Here is an 18959-nt window from a genome sequence, read left to right as displayed (position 1 = left end):
GAGCGAGGAGCCCGGACGTGGACTACGAAGAGTTCCTCGAAATCGTGAGCCGCCAAAGGCTCACCCAGTTCAAAGCGGTGTTTCCTGATCCACCCCTCCTGCTCGAACGCCGCCCGCGACGCGGTCTGACGGTTGCTCGTGACGCGGGCCCGGCAGGACGGGCCGCCGCGGATGGTGAGTGCGGTCGGCGTTGTCGTACCGGCGATGTGCGGCATCAGCGGCAGGATCTCCCGCGGCTACGTTGCCGGAGACCCGGACGACACCGACACCGAGGTGCTGATCGCCTTCATCGAGGCGGCCCAGGCACTGGATCTCTGGGCTAAAGCGCCTTTCCCGCTCGTCGCTTGACCCCCGCAGCTAGTCATATCCGTTGAGCACAAGGCTGTGGCACCTGCTCCCGAGATGGTGCTTTCATGGAGTTTTTCTTTACAGTGTAGATCACTATCTCGATCGTTGCGGCCGGCCGGTTTGAACATTCGGCGAGCTCATTTGGTTTCAAGGCCCCGGAATGGACGGCAGCCTGCGGCAACGGGAGACAGCGGGGTGTCGGCAGCTGACGGCTCGTCCGAGCAACAAACGAGAAACAGAAAAGCCGTGATCACTCTCTCGTGATCACGGCTCCGACCTGCTAGAACAGTGTCGGGACGGCGGGATTTGAACCCCACGACCCCCCTGACCCCCAGGAGGTGAGAGCAGGAGTTTCCGCTGCCCAAAAGGCTTCAGATATACCCAAGGCTCAACGCCAGCGGGACTTACCCTGCAGATAGCCTCCTGCGTCCTCCAAACTGATCGGCTGATACGGCGTGTAGAGGTTCGGCTCGAACCGGCTCTGGTAGCGGTCGAAGACCGGCCGGTACAGATCCCAGTGGATGTCCGGCTGGCGGTGCCGCGCCCGGAACGCTCCGATCGGGATCTGGCCGAGGACCAGCTTCTCGAACTTGCTGTCGGCCGACGCTATGGCCTCGCCATCCGGGCCGTAGATGGCCGAGCCGCCGGCCCCGGTGTCCTCGAAGTAATTGGTCTCCGCCGCAAGCACCGAGTTGTTGACGATCGCACAGTACGCCCGGTTGTGCAGGGCGGTGGCTCGAACGTCGATCTCGCTGAAGCCACCCGTCGCGGTACGGAGGAAGACCTCGGCGCCCTTGATCGCCGCGGTCCTGAACAACTCCGGCTCCAGCTGAGTGGACGACATGGAGATGTTCCCCAGCGGCGTACGGGCCACCGGAACCACCTCGTCCTGACCGTACTTGTCGATGTACTCGTCCAGGACGTCGTACACCGTGGTGGTGAACAACTCGAAGCCGCTGAAGACGCCCTTGACGTTGCGCGACTTCCAGTGCTTGGCCACGATCTCACCGTCCGGGCCGATCAACGTGGTGATGCTGAGGACGTGCCCCGGCCAGTCCGGGTCCCGGACGTAGGCGCCGAAGGCGATGTGGCAGCGGTACTGCCGGGCCTTGGCGGCGATCAGTTCGGTCTCCTCACCCGGGATCTCGATGCAGCGCCGCTCGGTCTCGGCCTTGTCCCACCGGTCCCAGCCGCTGATCGGAAACTCGTGGAAGAAGAGCAGATCCGGAGCCGCGCCGAATCCCACCCGGAACGAGTTGTCTATCAGGTGCAGCATGTGGTCGAGGTTGGCCTTCATGCCCGCCCGGTCGGGCGCCGCGTTCACCCGGGACTGGACGACACCGAGCGTCCATACCTCCTTGGCCAGCGGGACGGTGGGGTACCCGCCGTCGGTGTCCTGGGTGAGTGCCGTGTCGTGGGTGCTCAATGGATTCGTCTCCGTTCAGGAGGGGTCGTTCAGGAAGGGCGGGGGCGCGGTGAGGTCGTCCAGCCGGAGGCAGGCCACCCGGCGGCCGTCCGGGCCGGGCTCGAGTGCCGCCTCGGTACGCGCGCAGGCGTCGACGGCCATCGGGCACCGGGTGTGGAACCGGCAGCCGGGCGGCGGGGACACGGCGGACGGCACCTCGCCTCGCAGCAGGGGCGCCGGTTCCCGGGATCCGATGCCGGGCACGGCGGCCAGCAGTGCCCGGGTGTACGGGTGGCGGGGGTCGGTGAACACCTGCTCGGCGTCACCCGTCTCGACGATCCGGCCCAGGTACATGACCGCGACCCGGTCGGCCAGATGCCGTGCGATGTCGATCTCGTGGGTGATGAGCACGTAGCTGAGACCGAGCCGTCGCCGCAGGTCGGCGAGCAGGTTCACCAGCAGTGCCTTGACGCTGACGTCGAGGCTGGCGGTGGGTTCGTCCAGCACGAGCACCCGCGGCTCGACGGCCAAGGCCCGGGCGACGGTCACCCGTTGCAGCTCGCCGCCGCTCACGCCACCGGGTCGGCGATCGAGGTACTCCTCCGTGAGGCCGACCAGGTCCAGCAGCTCACGGACCCGGGCGGCCCGCGCCGCCCGGCCGGGGTGCAGCCCGTGCACCGCGAGCGGCTGCTCCAGTGCGTGCCGGATGCTCTTGCGCCGGTTCAGCGCCGACCAGGGGTTCTGCGAGACGAACTGCACCGCGCGCCGGTCCACCGTGTCCCGGCCCTGGACGAGGATCCGGCCGGCCGTCGGCTCGGTCAGCCGGACGAGCATCCGGGCGATCGTGGACTTGCCGCAGCCGGACTCACCGACGATCGCGAGCGTGCTGCCCTCCGCCAGCTCGAACGAGACGTCGTCGACGGCGTGCACCACCCGGTCGGGGCGCCGGCCACCCGACCGGATGCGGTAGTGCTTGACGAGCCGCTCGGCGCTGATGACGCTCACAGATCCTCTCCCGCCCGGTGGCAGCGCACCAGTGAGAGCCCCGTCTCACGTGGCGCCGGGTTCTCCTCGCGGCACAGGTCCAGGGCGATGGGGCAGCGCGGGGCGAAGGGGCAGCCGCTCAGGCGGTTCGCACCGGTGACCGTGCCCGGGATGGTACGCAGCGGCTCACCCCGCCGGTGCCGGACGGGGATCGCCTCCAGCAGCGCCCGCGTGTACGGGTGCCGGGGGGCGGCGAACAGCTCCCGGGCCGGGGCGACCTCGACGAGCCGGCCCGCGTACATGACCCCGATCCGGTCGCTGATCTGGGAGATCACACCGAGGTCATGGGTGACGAACACCATCGCCGACCCGACCCGGTCGCGCAACTCCAGCAGCAGCCGCAGCACCTGCGCCTGGACGGTGGCGTCGAGCGTCGTCGTCGGTTCGTCGGCCAGCAGCAGGTCCGGCTGCTTGCCGAGCGCGGCGACGGCGATGAGCAGGCGCTGGAGCTGGCCGCCGGAGAACTCGAACGGATAGCCGTCCAGCCGGTCGAGGAGGGCGTCCAGCCCGACCCCGCCGAGCAGCTCCTTGAGCCGCCCGGCGTCGTCGAGCCCGTCCAGGTGCCAGCGCAGCTGGCGCCCGATGCTGGTGGCCGGTGACAGCGAGGTCATCGGCCGCTGCGGGATCAGGCCGATGCGGTCGCCGCGTAACCGCCGCATCGCCGGCTCCCGCAGGGCCAGCAGGTCGGCGCCGTCGAAGCCGATCCGCCCCGAGGTGATCCGCGCGTTGCGCGCGAGCATACGCGTGAGCGCGGTGAGCACCGTGCTCTTGCCGGAGCCGGACTCCCCGACCAGGCCGAAGATCTCTCCTCTGGCCAGGTCGAAGGAGACCTCGCGTACGGCCGGGACCTCGCCCGTTCGGGTGCGGAACACCACCGCGAGGTCCCGTACGGACAGCAGCTGCCCGGCCGGGGACTGCGCGGCCGTCATGGCAGCCATCAGGCGAAACTCAGCGGGGGAAGCGGGACGCGGCTGACGCTCATGAGCTTCTCGTCGATGTCGGAGAGGTCGGTACGCTGGGCCACGATCATCTGAGGGTAGACCGGCGGCAGCAGGATCGCGTCGTCCGCCAGAAGCTTGTCGATCTTCTTGCAGGCCTCCACTCGGGCGGCCTCGTCGGTGGCGGCCCACGCCTCGCCGAGCAGCTTGTCCACCTCGTCGTTCTTGTATCCGAAGTTCAGCGGATTGCGCGAGCTCATCTGCCCGAGCAGGGTGAACGCGGTGCGGCCGGAGCCGAAGCCGCTCTCGAACCCGGTCATCGCCATCTGGTACTCGCCGCTCGCCCACTTCTTCACCCAGGGCCCGATGTCGAGGACCTCGAGGGTGCAGGTGATACCGGCCTGCTTCCACCCCTCCACGAGCACCTGCCCGATGTTCTTCATCACCGGGTCGCTGGTGATCATCAGGGTGAAGTCGAGGGAGGAGACCCCGGCTTCGGCCAGCAGCGCCTTGGCCTTCGCGGGATCGGGCGCCTCAGCGTAGATCTGCAACGAGGGGTCGTGGCCCTCGGTGGCGGGGCCGATCGGGCCCTGGGCGATCGTGGCGGTCCCCGCGTAGACGACGTCCCGCACGCCCTTGCGGTCCATCGCGTGGCCGAGTGCCTGCCGTACCTTCACGTTGTCGAAGGGAGCCTTGGCGGCGTTGAAGTAGGTCACGATGTCGGTGGGGGCGGCCACCTGGTGGACCCGGATCTCGTCGTCCTGCTTGAGCAGCCCGACACTCTCCGGCGAGACCCCGGTCATAATCTGGATCTTGCCTTCGCGCAGGTTGACCAGCCGGGTGGCGGGATCGGGGACCGCCTGGAACACGACGCCGCGCAGCTCCGGTTTGCTGCCGTGGTAGGCGTCGTTGGCGGTCAGCGTCACCTGCTGCCCCTGGGTCACCTTGTCCATCTTGAACGGACCGGTCCCCATGGTCGTGTCGGTCTTGCGCACGTAGTCCTTGTGCACGATGGGCAGGTTCGTGAGATGGGAGCGGAGCACGCCGAACGGCGTCGTCAGCGTGATCTTCACGGTGTGCTCGTCCGGGGCGGTGACCTTCTTGACGTAACCGACGAAGTAGGCCGTCCAGTCGCTCGTGCTCTTGGGATCGGTGACGAAGGTCAGCGTCTCCACCACGTGGGCGGCGGTGAACGGATCGCCGTTGTGGAAGGTCACCCCCTGCTTCAGCTTGATCGTCCAGGTCAGCCCGTCGGACGAGATCTCGGGTTCGCCGTCCGCGAGCAGCGGGACCGACGCGAGCGACGGGTCGTAGGTGTAGAGCGACTCGACGACGGGGTCGGTGATCCAGTGCACCCGGCTGGAGGTGGTGCTGAGCGGGTTGAGGTAGTCGGAGATGGATCCGACGCCGAACGTGAGCGTGCCCGCCGCCTTGGCCGCGCCGCCGGCGCCGTCCGTCGCGGTCTTGCCCGCGCCCGCGTCGTCCGTTCCGCCGCAGGCGGCGAGCGTGAGCGCGCCGGCCGTGAGCACGCCGGCGGCCGTCAGGAAGCGGCGCCTGCTGAGCGCGCGGATGGGGTGTTCGTCAGTCATGACTCTTCCTCAGAAGTGGGGGGGTGTATGTGCGCGCGGGTCAGCGATGTCCGTGCGCGTCGAGGGCGTCGCCGAGGCCGTCGCCGACGAGGTTGAAGCCGACCGTGGCGACGAGGATGACCAGGCCCGGGATGATCGAGTACCACCACGCCCCGAGCAACATGTAGCCGGTCGCGTCGCCGAGGATGTTGCCCAGGCTGGGCCGGGGAGGCTGGATTCCCAGGCCCAGGAAGCTGAGGGCGCTCTCCGCGAAGATCGCCACACCGAGCCACAGGAACGCCTGGACCAGGACCGGTGGAAGCACGTTCACGAGCACCTCACCGGCGATGACGCGCCACCGCGGCACTCCGATCACCCGCAGCGCGTCGACGTAGTCCTCCTGCACCTCCACGAGCGCGGCCGACCGGGTCACCCGGGCGAAGTACGGGATGAAACCGACGCCGAGGAGGAGGACGACCTTGGTCGTCGAGGTGAGCGGCAGCGGGCCCAGCTGGGAGTCGCCGGTTCCGGTGATCCCGATGACGAACAGGGCGAAGACGAACAGCGGCAGGGCCTGGAGGGCCTCCAGGACCCGCATGATCAGGTCGTCGGGCCAGCGCCCGCCGAAGTAGCCCGCGACCAGTCCGGCCGGCACCGCGACGACCAGCCCGAACGCCACCGCGGCCACCGCCACCAGGAGCGACACCTGGGCGCCCTCAGCGGCGCGGGCGAACAGGTCCCTCTGGAGATGGTCGGTGCCGAACAGATGCTCCATGCCGGGTGCGGCGAGGGTCTGCCCGGTCTGGGCGTCGGGATCGCCGGCGAGCAGCGGGCCGAACACGGCCAGCAGGAGAAACAGCACCAGCAGCACCACGCCGGTCCACGTGAGCGCTGACATCCGCGGCAAGCGCCTTCCGGCGGCCGAGGGGAGAACCCGGGTCATCACCATGTCTAGCGAGCCGTCCCGTTCAGGAACCCGGCGCGTATCCGGGGGTTGAGCACGAAGTAGAGGAGGTCGACGACCAGGTTGGCGACGAGGAACACCGAGGCGGTGATCAGCGTGCAGGCGATGGCCAGCGGATAGTCGTGCCGGGTGAAGGCGCCGACGACGGTCTGACCGATTCCCGGGATGTTGAACACGTTCTCGATGAGCACGGTGCCGCTCACGAACACGCCGAGCATGAGCCCGATCACTGTGGCCGTCGGGATGATCGCGTTGCGCAGCGTGATCTGGCGCAGGACGCGCCGCTCGGACATCCCCATCGCCCGCGCGAAGGACACGTAGTCGGCCTGGGCCGTCTCGATCATGGATGCGCGCAGCGTTCTCGCGATGATCGCGCCGGACCCGAGGCCGAGCGCGAAGGCGGGCAGCACCACACCGCGCAGGTTGCCCCATGGATCCTGGCTGAAGGGCGTCCAGCCGCTGGACGGCAGCACGCCCTTGACGTACAGGCCGAAGACCACGACCAGCACCAGCGCCAGCCAGAAACTCGGGACCGACAGCGCGACGACGCTGATCACCCGGACGCATCCGTCCACGAACGAGTCGCGCCGGCGGGCCGCGACCGCCCCCGCGACGAGGCCCAACGCCACCCAGAAGAGGAAGGCGGTCAGGCTGAGCTCCAGGGTGACCGGCAGGCGCTCGCCGATGACGGCGCTCACGGGACGGTCGCTGAACAGCGAGTTCCCGAGGTCGCCCGAGGCGAGGTTGCCGAGGAACTTGGCGTACTGCACCCAGATCGGCTGGTCGAGGCCGAAGCGGTGTTCCACTTCGGCCCGCTTCTCCGGGGTGGGGTTCATCCCGAGATACGCGTCGACCGGCCCGCCCGGTGCGGCCCTGAGCATGAAGAAGACGAGAGTCAGGACGATGAGCAGGACCAGCGCGAGGCCGGCGACCCGACGACCGACGTACCGCAGCATTTCCGGGTCCCCTTCTGTTGAACGGACATCCGGTTCCACAGCGGGGAACGTTGTTTCTGTGTCCGGAATATTAGCTTCGGGAGGGCGGGGCGGGAAGTGGCGACAAGCGGTTGTGAAACGCCGTTCCGGGGCCGGCAGACGCCACCTTTCCGGGCGTCGCCCCTCAGGCGGCCGGGCACGCGGTCAGGCGACCTTGGTCTCGCTGATGATCGTGCGCTTGACGAGGCGGTCGCCGTCCATCCAGTGCCAGGTCCGGCACTTGTGCCGCCCGTCGCGCGACAGCTGGATCAGCTCGTAGAGATAGTTGTTCGCGTCGTTCTTGTACGACCAGGTGAGCACGATCGTCTGATCGTCCACCTGGCTCATCTCTCCGATGATGCGGTCGGTGTCGAAGTGGCAGACGCCCTCGGCGTCGAGCCTGCCGCCGAAGTCGAACGCCTCCTGCCGCCCGTCGGCCCAGGTGTAGGTGTTGGTCTGCAGGATGTCGTAGGTCCCGTCCTCCGGGACGCGGCAGTAGAGGTGCGAGGCATGCCGGTCGACGATGTTGCCCTCCGCGTCGACGTGGATGTACTCGCCCCGCCATTCACCGAGGTGGCTCTTGATGATCGGCATCCCTGAGATCGCTGCTCGCATGGTTCCTCCCTGGTCAGACGTGATTCGACCCGCGGCGAGGCCGGCTGGGCGGCCCGTTGACAGGCCGTCGGCGGGGAGCCTAGCGTGATCTGAACCATTTTGAAACAGCGTTCCGAGCACAGGAACAAAAGCCGCTGAGGGGATCATGTGAGCGAGGACAACCGACAGCCGCTGGTCGAGGGGATAACCGCCACCCTGGTGGGCGTCACGGAATTCGACCCCCACCTGCGCTTCTTCCGCGACGACCTCGGCTTCGAGGTCGCCTCGGAAGGAACCGTCCCGGCGGCGGTGGCCGACGCGTTGTGGGGGTCGGGCTCCGCGGACGTCGAGGTGGTCGCGCTGGCCGCGGCTGGCGCCGAGACCGGGAGAATCCATCTGGTGCGCGTGCCGGAGCCGATGGCGCCCGCCGAACCTCCGCACAACCTCGACGACGGGCTGATCGGGATCGACCTGTACGCCCGCGACATCGATGCCGCACACGCCGAGCTCGGCCGGGCGGGACGGGCCTGGGCCACTCCCCCCACGACGTACGGCGTGGCGGTGGGTGAGCGCGAGGTGCAGGTCACCCAGGGCGTGTGCCCGGGCCCGGACGGGACGGTCGTCGTCTTCGTCCAGCCCGCCGCGGTGCGCGGCACCGAGGCGTGGGCCGCCGACCCCGGCCGTCCGTTCACCGAGCTGACCTCGGTCGTCTGCCACGTCCCCGACGCCGACGCCGAGGTCGCGTTCTGGGGACCGGACGGCCTGGGCATGTCGGTCTGGTATGACGTTGTGTTCTCCTCTCCCGGTTTCGACACCGTCGCCGGGCTGCCCGCGGGCACGAAGATGCGGCTGGCGTTCCTCGCCGGGGAGAAGACCGCGCGGATCGAGGTCACCTCGGCCGCCGGCGAGCACCGGGTGGACCGCCGGGCGGTGCAGCGGCCGGCCCGCTCCCTCGGCCACAGCGGATGGTCGGTTCGCACCCGGGACCTGGAGGCCGCGCTGGAGAGCGTGCGCCGGACCGGCGGACGGGTGCTCGGCGGGCCGATCGAGACCGACGACCCGCTGCACGGCCGGGCCGTCGTGGCCGCCGCCGATACTCCGAACGGCGTCTCGGTCACGCTGTGGCAGCCGCGAATCTGATCGGGAATCAGATGAAACTCCCCCAAACCATGCACCGTCTTCTGTGGAGGAAGTGACATGACCGTCCACCGTGGCGGGGCTCCCCTGTCGATCGCGGGCGGCGTACGCGAGTTCGCCCGCGCCACCCCTCGCGCCACCGCGGTGATCGACGGTGATCGCGCGCTCACCTACGCCGCGCTCGACGAGCGCTCCAACCGTCTGGCGAGCGCGCTCCTCTCGCGCGGGCTCACGACCGGACAGCGGGTCGCGGTGCTGCTGGGAAACCGGCTGGAGTATCCGGAGATCGCGGCCGGCATCGCAAAGGCGGGCCTCGTCATGGTGCCCCTCAATCCGCGGCTCACCACCGCCGAGGCCCGGTTCATCCTGGAGCACTCGGGCGCAGGCGCGATCGTCCTCGACGACGCGCTCTCCCCGATCGCCGGAGACGCGATCGAGGACCTCGGGTTGCCCGCCCTGTCCATCGACGGCGCCCAGACCGGCCGGTCTTACGAGGACGCGCTGGCGGCGGCGCGGGCGGTGGATCCGGCCGTGCGGATCGACGAACTCGACCCGTTCTGCATCACCTACACCTCCGGCACGACGGGGCGGCCCAAGGGCGTGCTGATCAGCCACCGGAGCCGGTCGCTGACCTTCTACTGCTCGGCGCTGGAATGGCGGCTCGGCGCCGGGCGGGTGTCGGTGGCGGTCGCGCCCATGTACCACGGCGCCGGATTCGCCTTCGGGTACGCCCCGGTCTACACCGGGGGCACGGTCACGATGCTCCGCAAATGGGACCCCGAGGCGCTGCTTCACCTGGTGGAGCGTGATCGCGCGCAGTCCGTCTTCCTCGTGCCGACGCACGCGCAGATGCTCCGCGCGCTGGACCGCGAGGCGCTGACCGCCAGGGACCTGGCCAGCCTCGACACGCTCTACTTCAACGCCGCCGCGCTGCCGTGGCCGCTCAAGCAGTGGGTCATGGAGGCGTTCCCGGCGTGCGGGGTCCATGAGCTGTACGGGTCCACCGAGGCGGGCATCGTGACCAACCTCCGCCCGGTCGACCAGCGCCGCAAGCCCGGCTCCGTCGGCCATGCGTGGTACATGACCGAACTGCGGGTCGTGAACGCGGCCGGGGAACCGGTCGAACCCGGTGAACCCGGCGAGCTGTTCAGCCGCTCCCCCTTCCTCATGAACGGCTACCACGACGACCCCGCGGCCACCGCCGAGTGCACGACGGACGACGGCTTTCTCACCTGCGGCGACATCGTGGTGCGGGACGACGAGGGATACGTCCACGTCGTCGACAGGAAGAAGGACATGATCATCTCAGGCGGGGTGAACGTCTATCCCCGCGAGATCGAGGACGTGCTGCACGCTCACGAAACGGTCGCGGAGGCGGCGGTGGTGGGCGTCCCCTCCGACACCTGGGGCGAGGAGGTCATGGCGTACGTCGTCCTGCGCGCCGGCGCCCCGGCCGCCGGGGCGGACGGTCTGGCCGCGCTGCTGGAGGCGCACTGCCGCACCAGCCTCGCCGGTTACAAGGTGCCGAAACGCTGGCAGGTGGTCGCGACACTCCCCCGCAACGCCGCCGGCAAGGTGGTCAAGCGCGACCTGAAACCCCTCGACGAGGGCCTCTGACCGTTCCTCACGCCTTGAGAACCCTTGACCCCAAAACCTCAGACAATTACGCTCCAGTGATTAGAAACGGCGTTCCATCTTGCGGAACACGGAGCAACAAATCTGCGGAAGGACATCACAGTGCGCCCCCACGTCGAACTGATCCAGGAAGACGACTACGTATGGCACGGCGCCGAGCTCGTGAACGGTGAGGGCCGGGCCAGCGAGCGGCGCCTGTCCGTCGACGAGGAGGACGGCTCCTCCTCGCTGCGGATCGACTTCCACACCGATTGGGGCCGCGGCCCGGGCATCCACCACGCCAACACCGAGTACTACGTGCTCGAAGGCTCGATGACGTACGGCGGGCGCACCATCGGCAAGGGCGGGTACGTCTTCGCGCCCAAGGGCGTGCCGACCGACGCGATCACGTTCGCCGAGGGGACCCGGATCCTGCACTACCGGGAGTACGGCGACGCGGGTTTCGACCGCGTGGACGGCCTGAACGCGCCGCGCTGGGAGAACGCCCGCGAGGACGTCATCGTCATCGACAGCGAGGCCATGCAGTGGGACGCCGTGCCGAACCCCGGTCCCATGCCGGGCCTGTTCATCAAGTACCTGCACGTCGACCCGGTCACCGGCTTCTACACCCGCCTCGTGCACGCGCAGGAGGGCTGGGCCGACCACCGGCTGGCCCACCACCCCTGCTACGAGGAGGCGTACACCACCCAGGGCCACATGGAGTACAACTTCGGCACGCTGGACCTGGGCACGTACTTCTTCCGGCCGGCCCGGGTGAAGCACGGCCACTTCACCACGATGGAGGGCGGCGCGACCTGGCTGCTGCGCTCCGACGGTGAGCTGCAGAACTGGTACACCCAGAACGAGTGGCTGCGCTGGGGCGGCGAGGCGGTCAACTACGGGCCGGGCGGCGGCCGCATGCGCTGGTCGAAGTCGGCGCACGACCACGGCTCCGGCCCCACCTGGCGCAGCGAGAAGGACATCGCGGACCTCACCGCGGCGTGGCAGTACCAGCGCGACCAGGGCGAGCCCGACGTCGAGTACGTGCAGCACGGACAGGGCGCCGACAAGAGCCTGCTGGCGATCGCCAAGGCCCTGGACGCGGCCCGCCTCCAGGGTGGTCACGGGGACGGGCACGACCACACTCACGACCACACTCACGACCACGGGCACGACCACGGGCACGACCACACTCACGACCACGATGCGCCGGCGCTCGACTGGGGGGCGGACCCGGCCTCCCTCGAGCACGCCGACGAGCGCACCGACGAGCACGCCCACGACTGGGGGCGCGGCCGGCCGTGGAAGGCCGGCGACCCCATCCCGGCCCCCATCCTGTCCACCCTCCCGGTGCGCAGCCGGTCCCGCGGCCGCTGGGACGGCGACGGCATGTAGGCCGCCCCTCCGGCCGACCAGCCGAGACCAACCACTCACCGCATTGGAAAACGTGGCCGGGCCCGTCGGGCCCGGCCACGGTCATCTACGGAGATTCTCCCCATGACTCCCACCACGGCCGTCGAGCCCGTACACGGGCTCAACGCGTACAGCTTCGCGATCCTGCTGCACATCGTCCTGTTCGTCTACTGGCTCGGCAGCGACATCGGCGTCTACTACTCCAGCCGCTACGTGGTCCGCCCCGATCTCACGCCCGCGGCGCGGTCCGTGGCCGCGAAGATCATGCACGTCGTCGACATGGCGCCGCGGATCTGCCTCGTGCTGTTCCTGCCCAGCGGCGTGACGCTCATGTCGCTGAGCCCGTTCGGCGAGGGCTACTTCCCCGGCTGGCTGGTGACCCTCGTCTGGGTCGCCGCACTGTGCTGGCTGGCCCTTGTCGTCTACGACTACACCCGCGGCGCCACCCCGCTCGGCCGCCTGGTGCAGCGGCTGGACCTCCTGGTCAGGTACGGCCTGGTCGCGGTCCTGGTCGTCATCGGCATTTACATGATCTTCACTGCCGAGCCCTTCGGCGTGCAGACGAACCCTAAGTGGCTGGGCGGCAAGCTCGTGGCCTACGGCCTGTGCGTCCTCGGCGGCGTGCTGATCCGCTGGCGGCTCAGCACGTTCGGCCCGGCCTTCGGCCGGCTGATGACCGAGGGCTCCAGCCCGGAGGTCGAGCAGGCGATCACCCGGTCGGTCCGGTCCTGCCTGCCATACGTCTACCTCATCTGGGTGATGGTGCTGGTGGCCGCGTTCCTCGGCGTGGTCAAGCCCGGCACCACCGCCTTCGGCTGACACGTCCGGCCGGCAGTCCCCCGGCAATCACCCCGCTCCGGTCCGGGTCAGCAGGCCTCCGCGCAGGCTCACCATCGGCGAGCCGGCGCGGGGGCCTCTCGTATACCCCACCCCTGGAACCTCGCCGCCGGGCACGAAAAGATTCCCCGCAGGCTCAGCCGGCGGGGAATCGGTGTATCGGTGGCGATCGGGGTCTGGTGGGTGGACGGTGTCAGGTGGCGTTCTGACGGAGCCGGCCCAGGTAGGCCGCCTGGACGCGGGGGTCGTCCCGGAGCTCGGCTCCGGTCCCCTCCACCGCCACCCGCCCCCGCTCCAGCACGTAACCGCGATCGGCGAGCTTGAGCGCCGTGCCGGCCTGCTGCTCCACGAGGAGGACGGCGAGGCCGCGCTCCTCGTGCAGCCGCTTGAGGTAGCCGAACAGCTCGGCGACCTTCAGCGGGGCCAGGCCGAGCGACGGCTCGTCCAGCATGAGAAGCCGCGGTCCCGCCATGAGGGCACGCGCGATGGCGAGCATCTGCGCCTCACCGCCCGACAGCGTCCCGGCGAGCTGCTCGGCGCGTTCGGCCAGCCGCGGGAAGATGTCGAGCACCTCGGTGCGCCTGCGCTCGGCCTCCGCCCGGTTCCGCCGGACGGGGAAGGAGCCGAGGTGCAGGTTCTCCATGACGGTGTGGTCGGGGAAGATCTGCCGCCCCTCGGGCACCTGGCACAGGCCGAGAGACGGGCGCTTCCAGCCGGGCACCCCGGCCAGGTCCCGGCCGCCGAACCTGATCTGCCCGGACACCGGCTTCAGCAGCCCGGACACGGTCTTCATCGTGGTGGTCTTACCGGATCCGTTGGGGCCGAGCAGCACGACGAACTCGCCCTCGTCGACGTGCAGGTCGAGCCCGTCGAGGGCGCGCACCCCGCCGTACGCCGCCGCGAGCCCGGCGATCTCCAGCAACCTGCTGCTCACGCTGTCTCCTCGATGAGTTCGGGACGGCCGAGATACGCCTCGAGCACCGCCGGGGAGCTCTGCACCCGTTCGGGGTCGCCCCGCTCGATCACCTTGCCGCTCTCCACGACTGTGATCTCGTCACAGAGCCCCATGACGAAGTCCACGTCGTGCTCGATGAGGACCACCGCGAGCCCGCGCTCCCGCAGGACCCGGCACAGCCGGCCGAGCGCGTCGAGCTCCGTGGAGGTAAGGCCGGTGGCGGGCTCGTCGAGGATGAGCACCTTGGGCCGGGTCGCCACCGCCCGCACCACCTCCAGCAGCCGCTTCTGGCCGTGCGACAGGGACGAGGCCGGCCAGTCGGCGCGGGACGCGAGCCCGGCGAAGGCGAGAAGCTCCCGCGCCTCCGCCCGTTCGGCGCGGTCCTGCCGCCGGTACGCGGAAGACCGGAGGGTGGCGCCGAGCCAGGTGTAGGACTCCCTCATCCGCATGCCGGTGAGCACGTTGTCGAGCACGCTGACGCGTTCGAACAGGTGGGGAACCTGGAACACCCGGGTCACCCCGGCCGCCGCCACCCGGTGCGGGGCGGCCGGCGCCTCCTCACCGAAGATCATCACCTTTCCCGAGTCCAGGCGGTGGTAGCGGGTCAGGCAGGAGACCAGGGTGGACTTCCCCGAACCGTTGGGCCCGATGATCCCGTGCACGGTGCCGGGCATGATCCTGATGTCGACCCCGTCGACGGCGTGCACGCCCCCGAAGTGCTTCACAAGGCCGACCCCCTCGATCGCGGGCACCTCGGGTGCGGCGTCGCGGACCTCCGGCACGACGTCGGGAACCTCGTCGGGAAGCGTGTCGTCACCCGCGTCGGACACCCTGTCGCGACCGGCCCGGGACGCCCGCCAGGTCCCCACGATCCCGCGCGGGATCACCATCATGGCGACCAGCAGCAGGACGCCGAGGACGAGCGTGGTGTAGCGGGCCTGGTCCTTGATGAGCTCGACGAGCACGGCGATCAGGGCGACCCCGATCACGGGCCCGATCAGCGTGGAGATGCCGCCGAGGAACAGCCCGACGAAGAAGATGATGCCGTTGTCGAGCAGGCCGACGTCGGGGTTGATGAACCCGAGCTGCAGCGCGTACAGCGCACCCGACACGCCCGCGATCCCGCCGCAGACGCCGAAGAGCAGAAGCTTGGCGCGGGCCGGCGAGATGCCCATGGCCGAGGCGGTGTCGGAGGATTCGCGCACCGCCATCGCGGCCCGTCCCACGCCGCTGCGCACGATGTTGCGCTGCACGACGTACGCGAGCGCGAGGAACGCGAGGACCACGTAGTAGAAGGCCTGCTTCGACATCGGCTCGTCGCCCAGCTTGGGGGCGACGCCGCTGAGGCCCACGATGCCGCCGGTCACTGATTCCCACTCGCGTCCGGACTCGATCACGATCAGGTTGGCCGCCAGTGTGATCATGCCGAAGTAGAGGTACGTCGCCCGCAGGCTGACCAGCAGGACCAGGACCGCGAGGAGCACTCCGACGGCCGCCGAGGCCGCCACGCCCAGGAGCCAGGAACCGCTCGCCTTGACCACGACGTACGCGGTGGCGTAGCCGCCGGCGAGCTGCAGGCCGCTGTGCATCATCGACAGCATCCCGCCGTATCCCATGGACAGGTTCAGGGAGATCGTCAGGATCGCGCTGATGGCGGCCGAGGCGACGATGCCGTTGTAGTAGGACGCGTTGTAGCTGTAGTAGTCGGTGATGCTCGGCCACATGAGCAGCACCGCGACGGCGACGACCACGAGGACGCCCATGGCCACGGTCCGTATCCGGTGATAGAGCTCCGTGTCGAACAGGGAACCGGCCCGTTCCGGGGGAGCTGGGTCCGCCGTTGCCATCAGTGTGCCTCCATGGGCTTGCCGAACAGTCCGGACGGGAAGACGATGAGGATCACCGCGAGCGCCGCGAACACCGCGAAGTTGCCGACCGTCCCGCCGACCACGCTCCGGACCACGGTGTCCAGCAGACCGACGATCATGCCTCCGGCGAGCGCCCCTCGTGGCGATCCGACGCCTCCGATCACCGCGGCGGTGAAGCCCTTGATGGTGAAGGTCAGGCCGACCGCGGGGGCGATGAAGATCACGGGCGCGGCGAGCAGGCCCGCGACCGCGGTGATGACGGCGGCGATCACGAACGAGAGCACGACGATGCGCTGCACGGGGATTCCCATGAGCACGGAGGTGTCCGAGCTGTGCGCGGTGGCCCTGATGGCGCGGCCGTAGACCGATCGCCGCAGGAACAGGTCGTAGCCGGCCATGACCGCCAGCGCCACGATGATGGCCAGCAGTTCCTGCCACTCGACGGAGACGCCCGCGATCTCGAAACCGCCCGCGACCACCGGATCCGGCCGCAGCGCGTCGACGTCGAAGAAGCCGAGGTTGAACAGCGACTGGAAGATCAGGGCCGCGGCGAGCGTCGCGATGATCCACGCGTAGCGCGAGCCCGACATGCGGACTGGTAGCATGATCATGCGCTCCATGAGCACGCCCATGAGCGCCGCTACCACGATCGTCACGACAAGGGCGAGCGCCCAGCTCATCTTCTCCAGCGCCACGATCTGGTACGAGACCGCCGCGCCGAGGATCAGCGCCTCGCCCTGGGCGAAGTTCATGATCCTCGTCGGCTGGAAGACGATGGCCAGGGCGAGCGCGACCAGTGCGTAGACGGAACCGGCGAACAGCCCGTCGATGATCACCTCAGGGCTCATCTGGAACGCTCCTGGAAGTGTTGCGAGAATTGACCCACCCTGTTCCGCCCAACGGAACAGGGTTTTGGCAAACGTAGGGTTGACATCGATTGACTGTCAATAGGTCTGACGTTTTGCCGGACCGGTCAGCCGCGGTGGGCGTAACGCCCCGACGGCTCGCCCACGACCTCGCCGTCGCGGAACCGAACCTGCCCGCCGACGACGGTGGTGACCGGCCAGCCGGTGAGGTCGACTCCCTCGAACGGGCAGTGGTCCTGGCCCGAGAGGCATCGCTCGGCCGTCACGGTCTGGGTCAGGCCGGGGTCGACGACGGTGAGGTCGGCGTCGAAGCCGACCGCGAGGCTGCCTTTGCGGCCCCACAGGTTGTACGCGCGGGCGGGGTTGGCCGAGGCCAGCTCGGCGACGCGGGTCAGGGAGAGCCCGCGCTTCACATGCCCCTCGGAGAACAGGACGGGATAGAGCAGGGCGGTCCCGCCGAAGCCCGGACGGGCCGGCCACAGTTCCTCGCCCTTCTCCGCCTCCATGCAGCAGGCGTGGTCGGAGGCCACCCAGTCGACGGTGCCGTCGGCGACCCGCCGCCACAGCGCCTCGTTGTCCGCCTTCGTGCGGATCGGCGGATTGACCTTCCCGCCGAGCCCGCCGCGGGCGTCCAGGCCGTCGTGGTCGAGACACAGGTGGTGCAATGTGGTCTCGGCGCGCATGTCGATCCCGCCGTACGACGCGCGGGCGAGGGCAACCGCCTCGATCGCCTCCCGGCTGGACAGGTGCAGCAGGTTGATGTTGGTGCCCGTGTGGCTCGCCAGCGTGGTCGCCTCGCCGATGGCGACCCGCTCGGTCAGCGGCGGACGCCCTTCGTGGTAGGCCCGGAGCGTCTGCGGATCGCCCTGAGAGCGGACCCGGTCGATGAACACCCGCATCAGCTCGGACTGCTCGCAGTGCAGCGACAGAGACAGCCGCAGGTCGGGACGCGCCTGCTGCACCGCCGCCACCTGCTCCATGATCAGGTAGAGATGGCCGAGGTCGTACTCGTCGCCCATGGTGAAGGCCTGGGCGTCACGGCTGTTGGCCGCGAGGTCGAAGCCCTTGTAGAACATGTAGTACTTGAACGAGGTGACGCCGTGCTCCTCGACCAGGAACGGGATCTCGGAGATCTGCTCCACGGTCATCGGCGCGAGGTGGAAGCCGTAGTCGGTCCAGCACCGGCCGGACACCCGGTCGAGGACCTCGGGGAAGATCTCCTTGTACGGTCCCGTGCGCTCGAGATAGTGCGAGCCGGTGCGGAAGTAGGAGACAACGGTGGTCGCGCCGCCGACGAGGGACGAGCGGGTCTCCTCGAAGGCGTCGAGGGCTAAGTCGCGGTAGATGCCGAGGTGGAAGTGTGCGTCGACGGCGCCGGGAAGGACCACCTTCCCGGCCGCGTCCACGACCTCGCCGGCTTCGGAAGCGGCGATGTCGTCGGCGAGAGCCGCCACCTTCCCGTCGCGCACGGCCAGGTCAGCGCGGACCTCTCCGTGGTAGGGAAGAACGACGGTGCCACCCTTGATGAGCAGATCGTATCGGGACATGCGCGCGACGGCCGGCCGACCGGACGGCCGTCACCTCCTTTCTTCTTCTGTCCAGCCCATCTGGCCGGACAGTCGTGCGGTGGATTCGAGCAACGCCTCGACACACGCGTCGACCTCGTCGCGGAACCGTTCCTGGGGGCCGCAGACGCTGAGGACGGCGATCGGCCGCCCGTGGTGATCGAACACCGGCGCCGCCACGGACGCAGCGCCCGCCATGCGCTCGCCGAACGAGCGGGCCCAGCCGCGCTTCCGGATCGCCGCGAGTTCCTCGCGCAGTTTCCCGGTGTCGGCGATGGTCTCGCTGGTCAGCGGCTCCAGCGACCGCTGCGCCAGGTAGCTCTCGATTTCCTCTTCCGTTAAGAAGGCGAGAAACGCCTTCGACGACCCGCCGGCGTGCAGCGGATAGGGCACGCCGAGGGAGACGGTCATGATCACCTCGCGGGCCGGCGTGACCTGGTCGACGTAGATCCGGGTCCAGCCCGTGCGGATGGACAGGGTCGCCGTCTCGTCGGTGCGCTGGGACAGCGCCATCAGTTCCGGCGCGGCGATGCGCCTGATGTCCAGCCGGTCCAGGTAGGCGAGGCCCAGGCGCATGGCGCCGACCCCGAGGGAGTAACGCCGGGTCACCAGATCCAGCTCGATCAGCCCGCGAACGCGCAGCGAGGCCAGGATCCGGTGCACGGCCGCCTTCGACATGCCCAGCGCCTCGGCGATCTCGGTCACACCAAGGGTCGGCGACGGGGTCTCGGCGAAGTGCATCAGCACCTCGACGGCCCGCTCGACCGTCGCGATGGCCTGTCCGGTGTTCTCGCGCGCGGGTGCGTCGGTGTCGGTTGCGGCACGGGTCTTGGGCGACATCGTTCCTCCAGGAGAATTCGGATGAGTCT

Annotated in this window: 17 protein-coding genes; 5 read left to right on the top strand and 12 right to left on the bottom strand. The window is 69.3% G+C overall.

From position 1 onward, the window contains the following. The first annotated feature begins 204 nt into the window (after positions 1 to 204). Positions 205 to 348 (top strand): hypothetical protein, encoded by a 144-nt coding sequence (locus tag HHX41_RS36565; RefSeq protein ID WP_182909602.1) that lies wholly within the window; start codon positions 205 to 207, stop codon positions 346 to 348. 388 nt (positions 349 to 736) lie between these two features. Here the strand turns inward: HHX41_RS36565 and HHX41_RS36560 are convergent, their stop codons facing one another. From HHX41_RS36560 to HHX41_RS36530, 7 genes are all read right to left on the bottom strand, one after another. Then, positions 737 to 1774 (bottom strand): nitrilase-related carbon-nitrogen hydrolase, encoded by a 1038-nt coding sequence (locus tag HHX41_RS36560; RefSeq protein WP_169988655.1) that lies wholly within the window; start codon positions 1772 to 1774, stop codon positions 737 to 739. Positions 1775 to 1789: 15 nt separating this feature from the next. Continuing rightward, positions 1790 to 2758, bottom strand: a complete 969-nt coding sequence (locus HHX41_RS36555) for an ABC transporter ATP-binding protein (RefSeq protein WP_182909601.1) — start codon at positions 2756 to 2758, stop codon at positions 1790 to 1792. Further along, positions 2755 to 3735, bottom strand: coding sequence for an ABC transporter ATP-binding protein (locus HHX41_RS36550; RefSeq protein ID WP_220504749.1), 981 nt, complete (start codon positions 3733 to 3735; stop codon positions 2755 to 2757). Before HHX41_RS36550 ends, HHX41_RS36555 begins: the two co-directional genes overlap by 4 nt. Continuing rightward, complete coding sequence (locus tag HHX41_RS36545) at positions 3735 to 5324, bottom strand: ABC transporter substrate-binding protein (protein ID WP_182909600.1); 1590 nt, start codon at positions 5322 to 5324, stop codon at positions 3735 to 3737. The genes HHX41_RS36550 and HHX41_RS36545 overlap by 1 nt, the downstream gene beginning before the upstream one ends. 40 nt (positions 5325 to 5364) lie before the next feature. Further along, the gene (locus HHX41_RS36540; protein WP_182909599.1) at positions 5365 to 6201 is read right to left on the bottom strand and encodes an ABC transporter permease; all 837 of its coding nucleotides are present in this window, start codon (positions 6199 to 6201) and stop codon (positions 5365 to 5367) included. A gap of 53 nt (positions 6202 to 6254) precedes the next feature. After that, positions 6255 to 7223, bottom strand: a complete 969-nt coding sequence (locus HHX41_RS36535) for an ABC transporter permease (protein ID WP_169988649.1) — start codon at positions 7221 to 7223, stop codon at positions 6255 to 6257. 183 nt (positions 7224 to 7406) lie between these two features. After that, positions 7407 to 7856: a DUF3598 family protein gene (locus HHX41_RS36530; RefSeq protein WP_169988647.1), complete on the bottom strand. Its 450-nt coding sequence runs from the start codon at positions 7854 to 7856 to the stop codon at positions 7407 to 7409. Positions 7857 to 8003: 147 nt separating this feature from the next. On the opposite strand from HHX41_RS36530, the gene HHX41_RS36525 reads away from it, so the two are divergent. The 4 genes from HHX41_RS36525 (at position 8004) to HHX41_RS36510 (ending at position 12818) form a co-directional block, all read left to right on the top strand. Then, the gene (locus HHX41_RS36525; protein WP_182909598.1) at positions 8004 to 8975 is read left to right on the top strand and encodes a hypothetical protein; all 972 of its coding nucleotides are present in this window, start codon (positions 8004 to 8006) and stop codon (positions 8973 to 8975) included. Between the two features lie 57 nt (positions 8976 to 9032). Further along, positions 9033 to 10589, top strand: coding sequence for a class I adenylate-forming enzyme family protein (locus HHX41_RS36520; RefSeq protein ID WP_182909597.1), 1557 nt, complete (start codon positions 9033 to 9035; stop codon positions 10587 to 10589). 120 nt (positions 10590 to 10709) lie between these two features. After that, the gene (locus tag HHX41_RS36515; protein ID WP_182909596.1) at positions 10710 to 11981 is read left to right on the top strand and encodes a DUF4437 domain-containing protein; all 1272 of its coding nucleotides are present in this window, start codon (positions 10710 to 10712) and stop codon (positions 11979 to 11981) included. Between the two features lie 102 nt (positions 11982 to 12083). Next, positions 12084 to 12818, top strand: a complete 735-nt coding sequence (locus HHX41_RS36510; RefSeq protein WP_182909595.1) for a hypothetical protein — start codon at positions 12084 to 12086, stop codon at positions 12816 to 12818. 211 nt (positions 12819 to 13029) lie between these two features. On the opposite strand, the gene HHX41_RS36505 is transcribed toward HHX41_RS36510, so the two are convergent. From HHX41_RS36505 to HHX41_RS36485, 5 genes are all read right to left on the bottom strand, one after another. Beyond that, complete coding sequence (locus tag HHX41_RS36505; protein WP_310742338.1) at positions 13030 to 13770, bottom strand: ABC transporter ATP-binding protein; 741 nt, start codon at positions 13768 to 13770, stop codon at positions 13030 to 13032. Further along, positions 13767 to 15638 carry an ABC transporter permease subunit gene (locus tag HHX41_RS36500; RefSeq protein WP_182909594.1) on the bottom strand — a complete coding sequence of 624 codons (1872 nt, stop codon included), beginning with the start codon at positions 15636 to 15638 and terminating at the stop codon, positions 13767 to 13769. The genes HHX41_RS36505 and HHX41_RS36500 overlap by 4 nt, the downstream gene beginning before the upstream one ends. Continuing rightward, the gene (locus HHX41_RS36495) at positions 15638 to 16507 is read right to left on the bottom strand and encodes a branched-chain amino acid ABC transporter permease (protein ID WP_169988635.1); all 870 of its coding nucleotides are present in this window, start codon (positions 16505 to 16507) and stop codon (positions 15638 to 15640) included. The genes HHX41_RS36500 and HHX41_RS36495 overlap by 1 nt, the downstream gene beginning before the upstream one ends. 125 nt (positions 16508 to 16632) lie before the next feature. After that, positions 16633 to 18072, bottom strand: coding sequence for a dihydroorotase family protein (locus HHX41_RS36490; protein WP_169988633.1), 1440 nt, complete (start codon positions 18070 to 18072; stop codon positions 16633 to 16635). 30 nt (positions 18073 to 18102) lie between these two features. Next, positions 18103 to 18930 (bottom strand): IclR family transcriptional regulator, encoded by an 828-nt coding sequence (locus HHX41_RS36485; RefSeq protein WP_182909593.1) that lies wholly within the window; start codon positions 18928 to 18930, stop codon positions 18103 to 18105. Between the last annotated feature and the right edge of the window lie 29 nt (positions 18931 to 18959).

This window comes from Microbispora sp. H13382 (genome assembly GCF_014161445.1).
GTDB lineage: Bacteria > Actinomycetota > Actinomycetes > Streptosporangiales > Streptosporangiaceae > Microbispora.
This window is presented reverse-complemented; position numbering and strand designations above follow the sequence as displayed.